The 17,793-nt window shown below is 71.5% G+C and carries 16 protein-coding genes and 2 pseudogenes; 10 read left to right on the top strand and 8 right to left on the bottom strand.

What is annotated here, in order from left to right; genetic code table 11:
- Positions 1–198: 198 nt before the first annotated feature.
- The 4 genes and pseudogenes from ACH5A8_RS30445 (at position 199) to ACH5A8_RS30430 (ending at position 4,932) form a co-directional block, all read left to right on the top strand.
- Positions 199–1,839: an APC family permease gene (locus tag ACH5A8_RS30445; protein ID WP_399007183.1), complete on the top strand. Its 1,641-nt coding sequence runs from the start codon at positions 199–201 to the stop codon at positions 1,837–1,839.
- A gap of 197 nt (positions 1,840–2,036) precedes the next feature.
- Positions 2,037–2,411, top strand: coding sequence for a hypothetical protein (locus ACH5A8_RS30440; protein WP_399007182.1), 375 nt, complete (start codon positions 2,037–2,039; stop codon positions 2,409–2,411).
- Positions 2,412–2,610: 199 nt separating this feature from the next.
- A pseudogene (locus tag ACH5A8_RS30435) lies at positions 2,611–2,955 on the top strand (ArsR/SmtB family transcription factor); the annotation flags it as partial.
- Between the two features lie 1,011 nt (positions 2,956–3,966).
- Entirely contained in the window at positions 3,967–4,932 is a 966-nt protein-coding gene (locus ACH5A8_RS30430; protein WP_399007181.1) for a CAP domain-containing protein, read from the top strand.
- 9 nt (positions 4,933–4,941) lie between these two features.
- On the opposite strand, the gene ACH5A8_RS30425 is transcribed toward ACH5A8_RS30430, so the two are convergent.
- Positions 4,942–5,589 carry a peroxiredoxin-like family protein gene (locus ACH5A8_RS30425; protein WP_399007180.1) on the bottom strand — a complete coding sequence of 216 codons (648 nt, stop codon included), beginning with the start codon at positions 5,587–5,589 and terminating at the stop codon, positions 4,942–4,944.
- Between the two features lie 125 nt (positions 5,590–5,714).
- On the opposite strand from ACH5A8_RS30425, the gene ACH5A8_RS30420 reads away from it, so the two are divergent.
- Together ACH5A8_RS30420 and ACH5A8_RS30415 are read left to right on the top strand one after the other, a co-directional pair.
- Entirely contained in the window at positions 5,715–6,311 is a 597-nt protein-coding gene (locus ACH5A8_RS30420) for a TetR/AcrR family transcriptional regulator (protein ID WP_399007179.1), read from the top strand.
- A 45-nt stretch (positions 6,312–6,356) separates the two neighbouring features.
- Positions 6,357–6,641 carry a hypothetical protein gene (locus ACH5A8_RS30415; RefSeq protein WP_399007178.1) on the top strand — a complete coding sequence of 95 codons (285 nt, stop codon included), beginning with the start codon at positions 6,357–6,359 and terminating at the stop codon, positions 6,639–6,641.
- A 206-nt stretch (positions 6,642–6,847) separates the two neighbouring features.
- Here ACH5A8_RS30415 and ACH5A8_RS30410 read toward each other — a convergent pair whose 3' ends face one another.
- Complete coding sequence (locus ACH5A8_RS30410; protein ID WP_399007177.1) at positions 6,848–8,113, bottom strand: cellulose-binding domain-containing protein; 1,266 nt, start codon at positions 8,111–8,113, stop codon at positions 6,848–6,850.
- A gap of 213 nt (positions 8,114–8,326) precedes the next feature.
- Here ACH5A8_RS30410 and ACH5A8_RS30405 point away from each other — a divergent pair, with 213 nt between their 5' ends.
- A complete protein-coding gene (locus ACH5A8_RS30405; RefSeq protein ID WP_399007176.1) occupies positions 8,327–9,307 on the top strand; it encodes a DUF4232 domain-containing protein in 981 nt (326 codons plus the stop codon).
- Between the two features lie 211 nt (positions 9,308–9,518).
- Here the strand turns inward: ACH5A8_RS30405 and ACH5A8_RS30400 are convergent, their stop codons facing one another.
- The 5 genes and pseudogenes from ACH5A8_RS30400 to ACH5A8_RS30380 all read right to left on the bottom strand — a co-directional run bounded on the left by ACH5A8_RS30400 (position 9,519) and on the right by ACH5A8_RS30380 (position 12,771).
- Positions 9,519–10,001 (bottom strand): SRPBCC family protein, encoded by a 483-nt coding sequence (locus tag ACH5A8_RS30400; protein ID WP_399007175.1) that lies wholly within the window; start codon positions 9,999–10,001, stop codon positions 9,519–9,521.
- Positions 10,002–10,160: 159 nt separating this feature from the next.
- Positions 10,161–10,379 (bottom strand): annotated as a pseudogene (locus ACH5A8_RS30395) (aldehyde dehydrogenase family protein); the annotation flags it as partial.
- 38 nt (positions 10,380–10,417) lie between these two features.
- On the bottom strand, positions 10,418–10,822 hold the full coding sequence (locus ACH5A8_RS30390; protein ID WP_399007174.1) for a hypothetical protein: 405 nt from the start codon (positions 10,820–10,822) through the stop codon (positions 10,418–10,420).
- A 514-nt stretch (positions 10,823–11,336) separates the two neighbouring features.
- Positions 11,337–12,227, bottom strand: a complete 891-nt coding sequence (locus tag ACH5A8_RS30385; RefSeq protein ID WP_399007173.1) for a hypothetical protein — start codon at positions 12,225–12,227, stop codon at positions 11,337–11,339.
- Positions 12,228–12,390: 163 nt separating this feature from the next.
- A complete protein-coding gene (locus tag ACH5A8_RS30380; protein WP_399007172.1) occupies positions 12,391–12,771 on the bottom strand; it encodes a peptidase inhibitor family I36 protein in 381 nt (126 codons plus the stop codon).
- 250 nt (positions 12,772–13,021) lie between these two features.
- Between ACH5A8_RS30380 and ACH5A8_RS30375 the strand changes: the two genes are divergently transcribed.
- Entirely contained in the window at positions 13,022–14,029 is a 1,008-nt protein-coding gene (locus ACH5A8_RS30375) for an ArsR/SmtB family transcription factor (RefSeq protein ID WP_399007171.1), read from the top strand.
- Positions 14,030–14,238: 209 nt separating this feature from the next.
- Here the strand turns inward: ACH5A8_RS30375 and ACH5A8_RS30370 are convergent, their stop codons facing one another.
- Positions 14,239–15,825: a serine/threonine-protein kinase gene (locus ACH5A8_RS30370; RefSeq protein WP_399007237.1), complete on the bottom strand. Its 1,587-nt coding sequence runs from the start codon at positions 15,823–15,825 to the stop codon at positions 14,239–14,241.
- A 328-nt stretch (positions 15,826–16,153) separates the two neighbouring features.
- Here ACH5A8_RS30370 and ACH5A8_RS30365 point away from each other — a divergent pair, with 328 nt between their 5' ends.
- Together ACH5A8_RS30365 and ACH5A8_RS30360 are read left to right on the top strand one after the other, a co-directional pair.
- Positions 16,154–17,020, top strand: a complete 867-nt coding sequence (locus ACH5A8_RS30365) for a helix-turn-helix domain-containing protein (protein WP_399007170.1) — start codon at positions 16,154–16,156, stop codon at positions 17,018–17,020.
- Entirely contained in the window at positions 17,017–17,229 is a 213-nt protein-coding gene (locus ACH5A8_RS30360) for a DUF397 domain-containing protein (protein ID WP_399007169.1), read from the top strand. Before ACH5A8_RS30365 ends, ACH5A8_RS30360 begins: the two co-directional genes overlap by 4 nt.
- Positions 17,230–17,793: the final 564 nt, after the last annotated feature.

Below are 17,793 nucleotides of genomic sequence, written 5' to 3'. Positions count from 1 at the left end.
CCGAGCGCTCCGGCCCACGAGGACGGGGCCCGGAGAACGGACGGACCACCTCCAACCCGTGGCCGACGCGGGAGCGTCCCCCGGGTCCCCCTTGCTCGAAGAGCTTGGGGAGTGTGCATGGCGTCGCGGTACGGGCGGAAGTCCGACGACAGGGCCTAGGCTCGTCGGGACGTACGACGACGCTGAGGAGGCGGTGGCGTGCCGCAGGACCGGCCGGCCGGCGGGGACGCGATCCCCGCGGCGCAGACGCAGGAGCGGCGGTTGCGCCGGGACCTGGGCTTCTGGGCGCTGACGGCGATCGCGTTCTCCAACATCGTGGGCTCGGGATGGCTGTTCGCCGCGATGTACGCGGCGCAGACGGCGGGCCCGGCGGCCCTGCTGTCGTGGGTGGCGGCGGGGCTGCTGTGCGTCCTGGTGGCACTGGTGATGATCGAGCTGGGCGCCTCCCGCCCGGAGGGCGGCGGCACGGTGCGCTGGCCGCTGTACGCCTCGGGACGCCTGGTGGGCACGCTGGTGGGCTGGTCGGTGCTGCTGTCGGTGGGCGGCACCGCGGCGGAGATCAGCGCGATCATGCAGTACGCGGGGCACTACCTGCCCGGCATCTACCACGGCGGCTCGCTGACGGCGGCCGGACTCGGGGTGGCGACGGCGCTGAGCGTGGTGCTGACGGCGCTGAACTGGTTCGCGGTGCGCTTGTTCGCACGGCTGAACAACCTGCTGTCCGTCTTCAAGATCGCGGTGCCCGTGGTCACGGTGGTGGCGCTGATGGCGTCCGGCTGGCACTCCGGGCGCCTCACCGACCACGGCGGGTTCGCGCCGTACGGGTACGCCGCCTGTCTGTCGGCGCTGGCCGGCGGGGGCATCGTGTACTCGGTGAACGGCTTCCAGGCGCCCCTGGACTTCTCCGGCGAGACCCGCGATCCGCGACGCACCGTACCGGCCTCGGTGCTGACCGGCATCGGCCTGGCGGTGCTGATGTACCTGGCGTTGCAGGCCGCGTTCCTGTTCACGGTGCCGGAGGACCTGCTCGGGCACGGCTGGCGGGGCGTGGACTTCGACTCGCCGTTCGGGCAGCTGGCGCTGCTGCTCAACCTTCACTGGCTCTCCGCGCTGCTGTACGCGGACGCCGTGGTCTCGCCGGGCGGATCGGCGTACGTCGGGGTCGCGCTGGACGCCCGGCACACCTACGCGCTGGCGAAGAACGGCACGTTGCCGCGCTGGTTCATGGCGGTGGAGGAACGCTCGGGCATCCCGCGCCGGGCGCTGGTGCTGAATCTGGCGGTGATCGTGGTGTTCCTGCTGCCGTTCGGCGGCTGGCAGGACATCGTGAGCGTGATGGGGGACATGTACCTGCTGATCTACGCCGCCTCGGCGGTGGCGGCGGCGGTGTTCCTGGCCGATCCGGGCAGCGGCACGGCGGGCTGGGTGCCGGGGCTGCGCTGGATCGCGCCGGTGAGCTTCGTGGTGGCGGCCGAGTTCGTGTACTGGTCGGGCTGGCACGACCTGCGCCTCGCGCTGCCCCTGGTGCTGGCCGGCCTGCTGGTGTTCCTCGGCATGCACCGCACCGCCATGGCGGGCCGGCCGCTCGCCGCGGAGCTGCGCACGGGAGGGTGGCTGGTGGTGTTCCTGGTCCTGCTCACGCTGCTGTCCTGGCTCGGCTCGTTCGGCGGCTCCGGGCGGCTTCCGGCGCCGTGGGACTCGCTGGCGGTGGCGGCGACCTCGTTCGCGGTCTTCTTCTGGGCGGTGCGCGCGGGCACCGCCTGGCTACGGGAGTCACGGCAGGGCCGCGGCGGGGGCCTGCCCGGCGCGACGGCGGGGGGTGCGACGCCGCGCGCGTAGTGCGGAGCTCCATCGTCCGTTCCACTCCGTATCAAGCACGGTCGCCGACCGATCCCTTATGGACACCCCCGGATCAACAGAGGTCACTGCCGAAGATCACCACTCGAACGCCGGCCGAACGCGCCTACGGTGCGGTCACCGGACAGGACGGCGCCGCCCGTCCCGTTCCGACCAGTCGACGATCAAGGGGAGGCACCATGGCGAGTGTGGAAGTGTCGCTGAAGGAAATGATGACCGCCGCCGAGGGGGCGCTGGGCGCGGCGGTGGTCGACTACACCAGCGGGATGGCGCTGGGCACCCTCGGCGGGGGCAAGGACCTGGACCTGACCATCGCCGCGGCCGGGAACACCGATGTCATCCGCGCCAAGGTGCGCACCATGGAGCAGCTGGGCCTCAAGAGCCAGATCGAGGACGTGCTGATCACCCTCGGCGGCCAGTACCACCTGATCCGCCTGGTCACCGGGCGCAACGGCAACGGTCTGTTCCTCTACCTCGTGCTGGACAAGGCACGTTCGAACCTGGCGATGGCCCGCCTCCAGCTCAAGCGTGTCGAGGAACAGCTGGAGATCTAGCGTCCGTCCGTGTTCCGGGACCACGCACGCCCATGATGTGAAGACTTCTTCAAGTCACCACATCAGCATGATCCCAATTCGTGGATGCCCGGGACCGGGGACGAGAAGTATGGGCTGTGCAGGGCACATCCGGCGGCGGCGCCCCTCGGGGCGTCGCCCCGCATCCGGACCGTCGCGACGCGGCAGGGAGCGAGCACTCATGCAAGTCCCCCTCTACCAGGCCAAGGCGGAGTTCTTCCGCATGCTCGGACACCCGGTGCGCATCAGGGTGCTGGAGCTGCTCCAGCACGGTCCGGTGCCGGTGCGGGACCTGCTCGCCGACATCGAGATCGAACCCTCCAGCCTGTCGCAGCAGTTGGCGGTACTGCGCCGCTCCGGCATCGTCGTGTCCACCCGGGAGGGGTCCACGGTCCGCTACGCGCTCGCCGGCGGCGACGTCGCCGAACTGTTGCGCGCGGCCCGCCGCATCCTCACCGAGCTCCTGGTGGGGCGCAACGAACTGCTCGCCGAACTCCAGCAGACGGACGGGGCGGTGACCGACCCGGGCGCCGGCTCCGCCCCGGGCACCGTGGCCGGTCCTGACTCTGTGACGGGTCCTGGCTCCGTGACGGGTCCTGGCTCCGTGGCCGGTCCTGGCGTGCTGACCGATCCGGGTCCCGTGCCCGCCGGCGGCGCCGTGTCCGGTGCGGGTCCCGTGGCCACCGGCCGGGCGGGCCTCGCCGGGCGCTGACACCACCGCTCCCGATCCGCGGGATGGGGTGTGGCTGCCGTGGGAGGGGGTTCGACGAGCGGGTGCGATCGGCGGCGCCGCGCTTCCGCACGCGACGGGTGAGTCGCGGACCGGTCTCGTCGGCGTCCTGGGTGTGAGCCAGGCAGGCACGAGTACGCCCCCGACGTGGGCTTCGCAGCGTAGGACGCCGGGGCCCGGAAGCCGAGAGGCCGGGCGGGCCGAGAGGCCGGACGGGCCGAGAGGCCGGACGGGGCCGAGAGGCCGGACGGGGCCGAGAGGCCGGACGGGGCCGAGAGGCCGGGCGGGCCGCAGGGGCCGCAAGGCCGGGCGGGCCGCAGGGGCCGCAAGGCCGGGCGGGCCGCGCGGGGCAGCGGCCGCCGGCCGCTCCGCACCTGTGGTGATCCGCCGCCCTGATCCACACCTTGCCGTGACATGAGTCACAGCGCATGCCACACCTATGCCCCCGGAGTAGTAGTCGCCACTCTGCGGAAATATGGGACTTGTCCGTCTTGATCCGGTCACGTCCCGCGTACGACGCCGAGACGTTCCACCCTCTCGGAGTTCTCGTCGCATCTGCGAACCCAGGCGGCTTCCTGACGGACAGCCAGTGCCGCCCGGTGACATCAGGGACCCGGTCAGCACTTACCGCACGGCCGCGCAAGGGCCGGATGGATCTACGAGGCGCGGTAGTAGCCAGACCCTTTGCGCTCGATGTGAAGGCTTCCTAAGAATGACGACCCACAAGGCATCGCCGCAGTTCATGAGCGCATTGCATACGAGCGAGCCGTATGAGGAGCGCGCGGCGACCACCGAGTGAGGTCACGCATGGGCAAGCATCGTAAGAAGCAGTACTACCGGCGGATAGCCATCGCCACCGCCACGGTGGCCGCCGTTGGCGTTCCGTCAGTCGCCCTGGCCTGTGGCGACTGGCAGGGCGGCGGGCAGGACCAGGCGTCCCCCGCCGGGAAGACGGTGGCCGTGGCTCCATGGAGTCAGGCCCCGTGGAACTCCACCGCGTGGGACGTCGACGGCAGCGGCGGCGAGGGCGCCGAGGCCGGTACGACGGCCCCGTCGGCCGTTCCGACGACGCCGGGCACGACGGTGTCGCCGGACGGTACGGCTCCGGTCGCCACGGTCACGCCGAAGGCTCCCCCCGCCGTGGCGGGCGCTCCGCGGCCCCATGCGCCGAAGGCCAAGACCGAAGCCGAGCCCAAGTCCAAGCCCAAGGGCAGGACCAGGACCGCCGCGCCGTCGCACCAGCGGCACACGACGGCCCCCGAGCCCGCGACCAGCACCTCGCCCGGCACACCTGGGGCCACCGCCGCGGCCACCGCGCCCGCCGCCCCGTCCTCGGCCCCCGCCCCGTCCGCGACCGCCGCCGCGTCCAGCGCACCGGCTCCCGCCGCCACGGCGTCCGGGGACACGGCTCGCGTCGTGGAACTCGTCAACGCCGAGCGGGCGAAGGTGGGTTGCTCGCCGCTGACCGTCAACGCGAAGCTGACCCAGGCCGCCCAGGCGCACAGCGAGGACATGGCGGCCCACCAGAACATGTCGCACACCGGGTCCGACGGGTCCGCCCCGGGCGACCGGATCACCGGCGCCGGCTACGTCTGGAGCAGCTACGGCGAGAACGTCGCCTACGGTTACGCCACCCCGGAGCAGGTCATGGCGGGCTGGATGGCCAGCCCCGGCCACAAGGAGAACATCCTCAACTGCTCGTTCAAGGAGATCGGCGTCGGTCTCGCCCAGCCCGGCTCCTACTGGACCCAGGACTTCGGCGCCGCCCGCTGAGCGGCGGCGTCAGCCGAGGGAGTCGAGCGCACCGAGGATGTCCGCCGGTTCCGCGCGCTTGGTGTAGTCGGGATCGACGAAGGCCCAGCGGACGGTTCCGGCGCGGTCGATGACGTAGGTCGCGGGCAGCGGGAGCGTACGCGCGTGGCCGCCGTTGACGCGCTGGAGGTCGAAGCCGAACCGGTCGTAGACCGCCGCCAGGTCCTCGGGCAGGTCGAAGGCGAGGCCGTACTGCTTGGCCGTGTCGGAGCCGAGGTCGCTGAGGACGTCGAAGGCGAGGCCGTGCTTCTCGGTGAGGGTCAGGGACTCGTCGGGTATCTGCGGCGAGACGGCCACCAGGCGGGCTCCGCGCGCGGCGAACTCCTCGTGGTGGAGCTGCAGGGCCCTCAGGGCGAGGTTGCAGTACGGGCACCAGGCGCCGCGGTAGAAGGTGAGCACGACCGGTCCGTTCGCCAGCAGGCCGTCCAGGGTGACGGTCCGCCCGGTCGCGGACGGCAGGGCGAACCGCGGGGCCCGGGCGCCGGCGGTCAGGGCGCGGTCGACCTGGCCGGAGGCGGCCAGGTCCCGCCCGGCCCGCTCCATGGTCTCCCGCGCCTCGGCCGGGATCTGGGGAGAGCGGGACGTGTAGAAGGCGCGCAGTTCGGCTTCGAGGCTCATCGGAGCGTCCTCCAGGGGGTGTCGGGACAGCGGAAACCGAATCTCGGAACGATCGTTCCAGGATGCAGGCAGCCTAGCGGTCGGCGCAGTATCTTGGAACCCTCGTTTCAAGATGGGAGGTGGGCATGCCGGACATCAAGCACTTCGATCCGCAGACGGCCCTGGACACGGCGGTGCGGCTCTTCTGGCGCCGGGGTGCGGCCTCGACCGGGATCCAGGACGTGGTGACGGCCACCGGCCTCAACCGCTCCAGCCTCTACGCCACGTTCGGCGGCAAACAGGACCTCTACCTCGCCGCGCTGCGCCGCTATGTCCAGACCCACTCCGAGCCGGCCTTCCAGCGCCTGGCCCAGGACGGACGCGGCCTGCCGGCCATCACCGAGTTCTTCGACGCGCTGATCGACGTCCGCTGCTCGGGCGAGTACGCGCACTGGGGTTGCATGATCACCAACGCGCAGGCCGCCGGCGCCGGGAACGATGCCCCGGAGGCGCACCGCCTCCTGGAGCGGCACCACCAGCACCTGCTGGGCGCCCTGCACGCCGCGCTCCGGTCCGCGCAGTCGCGGGACCAACTGCCCCGCGACGCCGAACTGGGTCCGTCGGCCGAGCTGTTGGCACTGCTCGCCTACGGCGTGAATCTGCGCTCGCGCGCCGGGGCCGACGCCGGGGCACTGCACAGGACGGTGGCCGCGGCCCTCGCCTCGATCGCCGCCGGCATGTAGGCGGCCTGACGGCACCACCCGCTGCCCGGCCGCTGCGAACGCAGCGTGGACCGGTCGCCGCAGGTCAGGGGACTGCTGGACGCCGGGCTGCCGATCCGGGTCATCAAGCAGCTCCTTCCCTGCCTCAAACAGCCCCGGGACATCCTCGTCTCCGACGTCACGCCCGAGACGATCGCCACGCTGGAGCGTGAGCGGGAACGCATGGACCGGCGCGTCGAGTGCCCGGTCCGCAGCAGGGAGGCCCTGTCCGCCTATGTCGAGACCGTGCGCCGTATCCAGCGCGCGGAGGAGGCCGCCGGCTGCGGCCCCACGGCGCCGGCCCGAGCGTAGGGGGCGGGGCCCGTAGGGGGCGGGGCCCGTAGGGGGCGGGGTGGCCCCGTAGGGGCGGGTTCAGGGCGGAATCCCCGTAGGGGGTCGGGTTCAGGGCGGAATGGCCCCGTAGGGGGCGGGGTGGCGGCGAACGGCACCGGCCGGCCCCCGCTTCGGGAGCCGGCCGGTGCCGGTGTGCCGCTGCGCCGCGCGGCGGTCCGCCGGACTCAGCAGCTCTGGGGCGTGGAGCCGAGCGCCACGTCGTCGTACCAGAGCGTGTCGTCGCCCGTGCCGTAACTCTCCCAGCCGAGGCGGAAGGTGGTGGGCCGGGGGGCCGTGGTGCGGCTCAGCCACTGGGCGTCGACGTCCTGGGTGGGCGTGCCGTCCAGGTGCAGTCCGGCGACCTGCTGGCCGTCCAGCCAGGTGTCCATGCTCTGCCGGGTGGTGTCGACGGCGAACCGCAGGCACACCCAGCGGCCGGTCGGCAGCGGAGCGCTCAGCGCCACCCCCGCCGGGCTCTGCGCGGGGAGGGTCGCGTCGTCGGACTGGCGGTTCCACTGGAGCGCGCCGTTCTGGCCGCCCATCCTCAAGTCCCGCCCGCCGTCGCGCGCGTCGGCCAGCGTGATCATCGCGACGTGCGCGGCGGGCAGCGCGGTGGTGTGGCGCACCCACAGACGCCCGTAGACCACGGGGCCCACCGTGGAGACGTCCTTCGTGGTGGCCACGAAGACGTGGTTGCAGTAGCCGGCGGCTCCGTCCACCCGCACCGAGCGGGTGCCGGTGTGGGTCACCGACGTGTCGACCGCCGCCTTGCCCGCGCCGCCGCAGTCGGGCGACACGACCGTCCACGCGCCCGACGGCGTGCTCCCGGTCTGGTCCTCGAAGCCGGAGCACACCGTCGCGTCGGCGCATCCGGGAGCGGGACCGCCCGACGGCGGCGGCGAACCGCTCGGTGAACCGCTCGGCGAGGGGGAAGAGGACGGAGGCGAGGACGGGGACGGGGACGTCGGTGGCGTCACGGATCCGCTCGGGTCGGGCCCCGGGCCCGACCCGCCCGCGCACGCCGCGCCGTTGAACACGAAGTCACCGGGCACGGGGTCGGCGCCGGACCACGTGCCTTGAAGGCCGAAGTTCGCGGTGCTCCCGGTCGCCAGCGACCCGTTGTAGTCGAGGTTCGCGGCGGTCACGGCCGTGCCGGTCTGGCTCACCCGGGCGTTCCACGCCGAGGTGACCCGCTGACCGGCGACGAACGTCCACCGCAGTTCCCAACCGGTCACCGCGGGGCCGAGGTTGGTGACGGCCACCTGCGCGGTGAAGCCCCCGGACCACTGGTCCACGGTCCAGGACACCCGGCACGCCGTCCCGTCGTCCGCCGCCTGGGCGACGCCGCGCGGCCCGTACGCCGCGAGGCACGCCAGCAGCGTGCCCACCACGGCCAGAAGCGCCGCCGCCCGTAACTCCCGCCTGCCCGGCGGCCGAATCGTCCTCGTCACCGTACGTTCTCCCTCCGCGCCTGAATGATCAGAGCATGACAAACACACGAAAGCAGAATGGGAGCGCTCCCATCACGCCACGGTAGCGACACCGAGGTCCGATGTAAACGCGGTACGCCCCGGTAACGCGCCTTGTCCGTCTGTGACACCCCTGTGACCGGAAGCGTGGCCTCCGTCACAGCAGGAGGTGACCGGGCCTGATCCACTGGCCGCATGCGTCGCTTCCCCCGCCCCCTCGCCCTCCCGCTGCCCGCCGTCGTCACCGGCGCCCTGCTGCTCACGGCGTGCGGCACCCAGCAGGTCGTCGCGCGGAGCCCCGGCTCGGCCACGGCACACGTGTCCCCCACCCCGGGCGGCTCCGGCGCCCCCTCCTGCGGCGGTTCCACCACACCCGGCGCTTCCGCCACACCCGGCACCGCCCCCGAGGGAGACCCCGCCGGCCAGGAGACGGAGGGAGTCCGGAGCGTCGGTCCGGCCGCCTGCCCGGAGTTCGAGGTCACCAACGACACGGCCGCCCCCCTCACCTACACGATCACCTTCCAACTGCTGTCGGAATCGGGGGCGGCCCTGACGAGTGCGGAGCTGACGGTGCCCTCCGTCGGGCCCGGCCGGACGGTGCGGCGCGCGTACTCCCCCGACGACGCACGCGACGACCTGCGCGTCGTCCCGGCGGACATGGGGCCGGCGACGAAGGTGCGGATCATCCGGGTCAGGTCGGTGCCCTCCGCCGAGGCGCCGTCCTCGGCAGGGCCCTGTCCGCCCTCGGGGGTGCGCGTGTACGCCGACAAGGGCGACGCCGCCATGGGGTTGCGCGTCGTGGGACTGCACCTGGAGAACTGCGGCACGCACACGTATGACCTGGACGGATATCCGCAGCTGCGGTTGTTCGACGAGGAGCACAAGCCGGTCGAAGGCGTACGGATCCTCCACGGCGGCGATTCCATCGCCACCGGCACCGGGGCCGACGGCACCCCCCGGCCGCTGACGCTGAAGCCCGGGGAAGGCGCCCGCGCCGGGCTGGTGTGGCGCAACACCACCGGCATGGAGAGCGCTCCCGTCAACGCGCCCTATGTGAGGGTGGTGGCGAAGCCCGGCGCCACCGCCGTGACGGTGACGCCGGAGCTGGACCTCGGCACGACGGGGAAGCTCGGCGTCGGCCCCTGGCAGCGGGACGAGACGTCTACGCCTCGCTGAGGACGGCGCTTCCGCCGGAGGACGGCACGAGACGGCGGCCGTCGCGACGACCCGGTGACCCGATGGCGGCCGTCGGAGCGGCCCGTCTCACAAAGCCCCGCCGGTGAACGGCCCCGTCTCACAGAGCCCCGCCGGTGAACGGCCCCGTCTCACAGAGCCCCGCCGGTGCGCGGCCCCGTCTCAGAGAGCCCCGCCGGTGCGCGGCCCCGTCTCAGAGAGCCCCGCCGGTGTCCGCGTCCCCCGGCGTGATCCGTCCGCGCCAGGCGCCGGACTCGCCGCCGCGCTGCTCGATGTACTGCTTGAAGCGTTTCATGTCGCCCTTGATCTGTCGGCCGGTCACCCCCAGCAGATCACCGGCCTTCTCCGCCATGCCGCTGGGCTCGATGTCCATCACGAGCTCGACGCGCGTGTGCGCGTCGTCCACCCGCTCGAAGCGGACCGTGCCCTTCTGCTGGGTGTCGCCGCTGGTGGTACGCCAGGTGATGCGTTCGTCGGGGAGCTGGTCGACGATCTCGGTGTCGAACTCCCGTGTGACGCCGGAGACCTTCGTGACCCAGTGGTTGTGGCGGTCGTCCAACTGCCTGATCTCCTCGACCCCCTCCATGAAGTTCGGGAAGGACTCGAACTGCGTCCACTGGTCGTACGCGATGCGGACCGGGACGTCGACCTCGACGGTTTCCTTGACCGTGCTCATGTAACGATGCCTCCAGTTTCGTCGATCGGCCGCGGCGGGCCGTAAGCCCGCCGGTCGGCTCTCGGCATGGAGGCGAGTACCCGACGCGTGCGGCTTTACGACAGCGCCTTCGGCGACGCACGGCCGGGCGCCTCAGCCGTTGTCACTTGAGCGTGTCGGTTTGCCGGTCCCGGTCGACCCGGTGAAGGCGATCTTCGCGACGCCGGGGTGCGCGACCAGCGCCTGGCCCGCCTCGGAGCCCAGGCCGGTGACGACGTTCACGACACCTGCCGGCAGGTCGGTCGCGGCCAGCAGTTCGGCCAGGCGCAGCGTGCTCAGCGAGGCGGTCTCGGCCGGCTTGAGGACGACGGTGTTGCCGGCGGCCAGGGCGGGGGCGAGCTTGCCGGCTTTTGGCGCCAGCTCGGAGCAGGACCGGCCTACAGGCGGCCGTCAGGTCCCACGCGGGACTCGCATACATCGCAGAGAGTCGACTCGATCCGCCGGGTCTCACGCAGCGACCCAGCGTTGCCGCAGCGCTCGCAGAGGTGCTCGCTGGCGGCCGTGAACCCGGCCACCGACTCGTCGAGCCTGACCGCCTCGTCGGATGTCCAGTTTCCACCCCGCTCCCACGGCCGAGGAAATGCCTGGAAGGACAGGACCGCCCACTTCTGCTTCACCGCCAGAAGCTCGTACTCGGGAAACAGCGCGACGACCGCCTCGTGGCACCGCAGCACAAGGGCAACCCATCCGGGCCCCACATCGAATAGGGACGAGGGGTCACGGAGGTGACGCCTGAGCGGTTCCAGTTCAGCGGCATGCGCCGGTACCGGACGGCTGTTCATCCATCCGCTCCTTCGGTGTCGAACGCCCATACGCGTACGGGATCGAGGTGGACTTCGTACGGACCCATGCAGTCGGCGGCGAGGGTGGCGACAAGGGCACCGCATTCACAGGTCATGTTGCGGCCCCCGGTGCCGAGCGGGCCACAGCAACCCCAGTGCGGGCCACCCTCACCCAGCAGGTTCAGAGCGGGTACGTCTTGGAGATGCACGACGACAGTGTCCCTCGGACCGGCCGGGGTCCAGTCGGTGAGTTCGGGCGGCATGAGAAGTTGGCGTGGACGGTGCGGTCCCTGCCCGGGCCCCTGGTATTCAGGGCGCTCTGGCGGGAGATCACTGGCAGGATCCGGCGTCTGCGCAGCTCGCGCCGGTTGGGGTCGCTGTCCTATCCCTTGCCGCCGAGCAAGGCGTCGGACCGTCGGCGGGGCCGACAGGCTTCCCTGCGACCGGCGGGACGCCGTCGACCAGGGCCAGGGTCTGGGTGACGTCGTTGACGGATCGTGGCAGGCCGCCGGCCTCAGTGACGGGGAAGGGTGGACAGCGCCTGGCGTACCGCCGTCTGATAGGCGCTGATCTCGGGAGTCCGGTCACCTACGATCCGGCGCGTCTCCCTGCTGATGAGCAGGCGCGCCACGCGGGAGCGTCCTACCGCGCGGTCACACGTGGCGTCGACGGTCGCTTGGGAGATCTCCCGCTGACGCATCCGCTCGACGTCGGTACGGGGCGTCGTCCGCTGCCCGCTCGCCGCGCGGGCGATCCGATTCCTCGCGTCGTCCGGGGAGCTGAACCGGAAGCCGTGTGAGGCCATGCACGCGCTCCAGGGTTTCTCGGTGGCCGCGAGCTCACGCGCCGCTCGCACGCGGTTTTCCACCTCCGCGGGCAGGTTCACGACGGTCGTGTCGGCCACCAGCCACTTCTCGAGGTCCCCGTAGAGCCCCTCCTCCGCCTGGGCCGTGCAACCGTCGGTGTAGACGAAGGTGACCTCCCCCGTGGGCAAGCGGGCGTCGAGCCGGTGCGCCGGAGTGCCGAAGAGAGCCGCGGAGTAACGCTCCTGACGCCGTGAGGACAAGGACGCGGTGTAGCGCTCGTTGGGGTCGGCCGGCTTCGATGTGCCTACGGTGGTGACGCCGTAACCCAGCCTGTGGTGGAGCGGTATGTCGTCGCCACGGGCGAGTCCCCGTGCCGCCGTGACGTCGCCGTCCGCCGGCTGCCAGGCCACGGGTTGGTAGGGCCACCCGCGCCGGGCCATGCAAGCGGCGATGGCGCGTTCCTGCGCTTCGAACAGCCGCTTGCGCTCCGCCGGGGCTCCCCGCAAGCCGGCCAGATCCGTCGTGGCCACCGAAGCCGACGGGCTGGAAGCGGTGAGCGGGGCATCGCGGTGGCCGGCGGTGCAGGCAGTGGTGAGCAACAGGGCGAGAGCCGAGCATGCCGCGGCCAGCGGCGCTCCCGACCAGGGTGGACTCGGGCGACGTGCGGGCACCATGGAACCTCCACAGCAGGGACAGGAGCCCGCGCCGTCCCCGGGGGGACGGCGCGGACCGGGACGGCGTCGGCCGCCTGCTCACGCGTCTTCAGCAGTTCCAGGTCCAGGTGTTCCCCTCACCCCGGTTGGCGGGGTTGTGCAGGGTCCAACCGTGCCCCCTGGGCAGGCAGCCGAGGGTCCGGCCGCCGTCGCCGATGAGGTAGACGCCCATGCCGGAGGTGCCGGAGTTCCACGACGACTCGTCGTTGTGGTAGATGCCCCAGGCGGCCCAGCTGCGGTTGCTGTCCTTGAAGATGTAGCGGGAGCCCTCGTAGCCGGACAAGGTCCAGACGCAGTAGTAACCCGAGACACAGGTCTGAGCCTGCGGAGTCGCGGCCGCGGCGGTTGCCTGCCCGGATGCGGCGACACCACCCACGGTCGCCAAGGCCAGGGCGGCCGCTGAGGCGGCGGCGCGGAAGCGGACTTTCACGATGCACTCCTTAGGGATCGTGACACCGGTCGACGATGCGATGCTTTTCCGCCCACGGCAATCCGACGCGGACGGAGCGGAATTCGCCATCTGCACGAATGCAGAGCGGCCTTTCCTGTTCTCTCGATTGCCGGAACAACTCTGTACCGCCCCGGCTGGTCGGGGCAATGTCTTCCCATCCAGACGGGAAGACCGTGGACAGCGACGGACGGCTGCGCGGCTACGCTTCTGTCACGGAAGGCGACGACGTATGCTCCGGATCCACTTCACCAGCGACGACCTCTCCCGAATCCGGCTGACTCCTCGCGCCGACATCATGTGGGAGATACTCCTCAGCTCCTACCGACTGCGGCACTCGGCCGGGACGGTGCTCTTCGGCGAGTGGCGGCGCGCGGTGACCCCGCGTCTCGCGACCGACGCGCTTGCGCTCACCGCCCTGGCCCCTCCCGTTGGCTACGCAGTCGATTTCCTCACCCCGGTCGGCGCAGGTCAGACCCTGGCCGAGGGAACGGAAGCTCTGCGAGGCACGACGCGCACCCGTCTGCGGAACGATCTCGAGGAGCTCTCCCGCCGGCACCCCGGCCGCCCGCTTCCCGGCTGGACACGCGATCTGGCAGACGGCTCACCGGAGGCACTGACGCACCTCGCGGACTCCGTCACCGGATACTTCTCGACAGCGCTGAAACCGTACTGGCGCGCTATCCAGCTGCAGGTCACCCGTGACCACGACTGGCGCAGAAACACCCTTGACGAGAGGGGATGGGAAGCGGTTCTTGCCACCCTGCACCCCTCTGCTCAATGGAATTACCCGGAGCTCCGACTCGCTTTTCCCGCCGATCACGACATCCATCTCGAGGGGCGTGGTCTGATACTTCAACCATCCTTCTTCTGCTGGGGACCCCCGACCACCTTCCTCGACACGGAACTGACCCCGATCCTGGTCTATCCGGTCGAACGCAGCGTGGACTGGTACGCATCGACGCAGCGAACCCGCCACTCGGCGCTGGCCGCCCTGCTGGGCAAGACGCGAGCGCGCGTACTGGAGCTGGTCGCCGTGGGGTCATGCACCACCACCCAACTCGCCGGGCGCGCGGGCCTGCCGGTACAGACGGCCAGCAACCAAGTCACCGTCCTACGAGAAGCGGACTTGATCAGCAGCAGACGCCACCGCAACACCGTCATCCACACGATCACCACGTTGGGAGAGGCGCTGCTGGAAGGCGACACCCCCGGCCCAAGGTCAAGTAGCCACGTATGATTTCCGTTGTACAAGGTCAGTGTGAGGCGACGTCACATGGCCGACTCCAAGGAGCCACGGGCCGCGGCCCGCCGGGCTCGTGCGCCCGTGGGCTGTCGCTCGGTCGGCAGGCCCGGCTCAAGTGGTGTGGTCGCGGGTGCGGCGCGGGTCCGGACTCGGCGCCCGCGGCATGGGTTCGGCCGGTGCCGCTCCCGGAGGACCCGGGCCGGTCAGGACGCCGGACCGTCGAGGCCGAGGTGGATCACGGCGAGTGTCTCGGCGATCTCGGCGGTCATCTCGTCGTCGGGTCCGAACACCATGCACATGTCCTGGTGGAGCGGTTCGAGGACCTGCCGGGCCTCGCCGGCCCGGCCCTGGGCGAGCAGCAGCATCCCGATGTTGTGCCGCAGCTCCACGGCTTCCTCGCTCACGTCGCTGTCGACGGCCCGCACGACGTCCAGCACGCCCTGGAGCGCGGCGAGCGCGTCGGTGACCTGGCCGAGTTCGGCGCGGCACCGGGCCGCCTGGGCGCGGCAGGCGCGGGCCTCATCGCCGGTGGGTCCGGCGATGAGGGCGTACGCGTCGGCGAGGGCGTCGAACTCGCGCAGGGCGGCCCGGTAGTCCCCGCCGAGGAGGCGGATCGCCGCCCGCCGTCGGCGCAGCGCCAGGATCTGCTTGCTCTCGGAGCCGAGGGCGAGGGCCGCGGGTGCGATGACCTCGCCGAGCACCTCGGCGGCCTGCGCGAACCGCTCCTCCTCCAACAGGGCGTCGGAGTGGGCGTACGCCTCCTTGATGTCCTCGCGCAGCCGCGCGGGGACGGGCACCGGCTGGGCCCCCGGGAGGACGGCTGTCGGCGCCGGACCACCGGGGGCGGGTGTCTGGGCGCGGGCGCGGGGCGCGAAGGGGCGACGGAACACGCCCGTCGGGTCGGGCGCGCCGGCCGGCCCGGCGTCGGCCGCGCCGGGTTCCCCGCCCGGCGGCGGGAGGAACGGCAGCAGCCGCGCGTACACCTCCTGCGTGTCGGCGGGCCGCGCCTCGGGGGCCTTGCGCAGCAGGTGCAGGACCAGCTCCTCCAGCTCCTCGGGGACGTCGGGCCGCAGCCGCCGCAGCGGGGTGGGGGCGGCGTTGACGTGCTGGTACATCAGCAGGTACTCGCTCTCCGCCTCGAACGCCAGGCGTCCGCTGAGGAGTTCGTGCAGTACGCAGCCCAGCGCGTACAGGTCGGTTCGCGGGGTGATGCGTCCGCCGCGGACCTGCTCGGGCGACATGTACTGGTGGGTGCCGATGGGGCTGCCGGTGGCGGTCAGCTTGGTGACGTCGGTGCGCAGCATCGCCGCGATGCCGAAGTCGAGGACCTTCACGATGCCGTCGCGGGCGACGAGGATGTTGCCCGGCTTGAGGTCCCGGTGGATGACCGGTACGTCGTGCGCGTACGACAGCACGGTCGCGACCTGGGCGGCGACGGCGGCCGCCCAGCTGACCGGCAGCGGCCTGGTGGGGTCGAGGTAGGCGGACAGCGGTACGCCGTCGACGAGCTCCATCACCAGGAACAGCCGTTCGTACGACGCGTCGAGCACCGCGTCGTACACCTGCGGCACGCCGGGGTGCTGGATGCGCGCGGTGATGCGGGCCTCGCGGCGGAAGCGCTTGGCGAACTCCTCGGCCAGCTGCGGGGAGGTGACCGACGCCTGCCGGATGAGCTTCACGGCGACGGGCCGGTCGAGCACGGCGTCGTAGCCGCGCCACACGTCACCCATGCCGCCGTGGCTGAGCTCCTCCAGGAGTTCGTAACGGTCGGAGATCGCCTCCTGCGGCACCTTGCCCCCGGTGTGCGTGAACAACAGTCATGTCAGGGGTCAAGTGTGGCCGCTGTGCCGATCTTCCGTCCAGGGCGCCGTCCAGGGCCCGCGCTGCTACCGGGCCACGGCCGGAGCGGTGGACGACGGGCAGGGGTGCCGGAAGGAGTGACGATCTCGTTGTTCATGCCCTCGACACTTGCCGCAGTGGCGTAGCGTGACCAGTGGTGACGCGCCGTCGCGTGCCGGTTGTACGCGACGGAGCGGGAGGTGTACGGGACGCGCCGCGTGACCGGCTCGGGGCGGGCGCGTTGGGCCAGGGAACTGGGCCGGGGAGGCGGTGGAGCCGATGGAGTCGGTGGAGCGGGGCGAGGTCGTGGGGCCGCGGGAGGACGCGGGGCCGAGGCCGGAGGACGAACCGGGATCGGGCGTGGTGACGGCGTTCGGGCGGCAGTTGAAGCTGCTGCGGGTGCGGGCGGGCCTGGAACGGCCGGAGTTCGGGAGACTCACGGGCTACGCGGCCCAGTCGATCGCCTCCTTCGAGCAGGGGCGGCGCATTCCCTCGCCGAGGTTCATCGACCGCGCCGACGAGCTGCTGGACGCCGGGGGCGTCCTCAAGGCACTGAAGGAGGAGGTGGGGCGGGCGCAGTATCCGGCGTTCTTCCGGGACGCGGCGCGCTTGGAGGCTCGGGCGACGGCGCTGAATGTGTATGCCCTGTACGCCATCCCTGGGCTGTTGCAGACGGAGGACTACGCACGGGCCGTCTTCCAGATGCAGCGCCCACTGCTGGAGGACGAGGTGATCGAGCAGCGGTTGGAAGCTCGTATGGTGCGGCAGAGCATCTTCTCCCGCCGCCCAGCCCCTCTGATGAGTTTCGTCATCGAGGAAGCGGTGCTGCGCAGGCGGCTCGGCGGCCCGAAAACCATGCGCGGGGCTCTGGAACAGATCTTGCTCACTGGGCAGTCGAGGAACGTGGAAGTGCAGGTCATGCCGATCGGACGCGAGGATCACGCCGCGCTCGGCGGCCCCTTCACCTTGATCGACACCGACAAGGGGCATCGCATCGCGTATGCGGAGGTCCAGGACGACAGCCGTCTCTACACCGATACCTCATACGTACGGACGCTCGAAGCACGCTATGGCATCCTCCGATCACAGGCGCTGACCCCGAGCGAGTCGTCGGCGTTCATCGAGCAACTGATGGGAGAGGCATGAACGTGCAGCGCAGCAGAGCGGCTGTGCCGGAAGCCGCTTGGTTCAAGAGCAGTTACAGCACGGGCAACGGCGGCGAATGCGTCGAGGTGGCCGAGGCTTCCGGGGCCGTACACATCCGGGACTCGAAGGTCCGGTCCGGACCGGTTCTGACGGTCGCCCCCGACGCGTGGGCCGGGCTCGTCCGGCTGGCCGCCGACCGGACCGTCTGAGCCGTACCTTCACCACCGCCGTTGGGCCCAGTCGCACGGGCGGCTGGGCACCCGCGTTCTGCCGGGGTGAGCAACGGGGCTACTTCACATCCTTGGCCAGGACGGCTACGGCGACCCTGCCCACCACCCTCGTCAGTACGTAGTTGGTCGAGCCGCTTGAACAGCTGCTTGATCGTGACCAGGGCGGGTCCTCTCAGGTACTGGTAGACCAGCTTCTCGGCGACCTTCATGACCGCCGCCTTGCCGCCCTTCGCCGCCATCTGTTCCCCCGAACTCGCCAACGCGAGCAAGAAGGCGAGCTGCTTCTTGTCCTCGTCGCTCAGCTCGGTCTCGTACACCTCGACCAGGCACATGCACATGTCGACCTGGAGTTTGAGTGCCGCGGCAGCATCGGCGGCGCCGCCGCCCAGGACCGCGACCGCGGTCCCGATCCCCGGTATCACACTCGGAGCCGCGGTGGCCGCCCCGGTGGCCGCCGAGAATTGGGTCGCCGTTCTCCCCTCGCCCACGCACCCCGCGCCACCACCTCCGCCCGCCGCCAGGTGTTCGTGAACGACAAGGTCA

Origin of the sequence: Streptomyces sp. NPDC018610 (assembly GCF_044391765.1) — a bacterium.
In the GTDB taxonomy this organism is placed as follows: Bacteria; Actinomycetota; Actinomycetes; order Streptomycetales; family Streptomycetaceae; genus Streptomyces.
The sequence above is the reverse complement of the archived record's forward strand: the minus strand, read 5'-3'. Positions and strand labels throughout refer to the sequence as shown.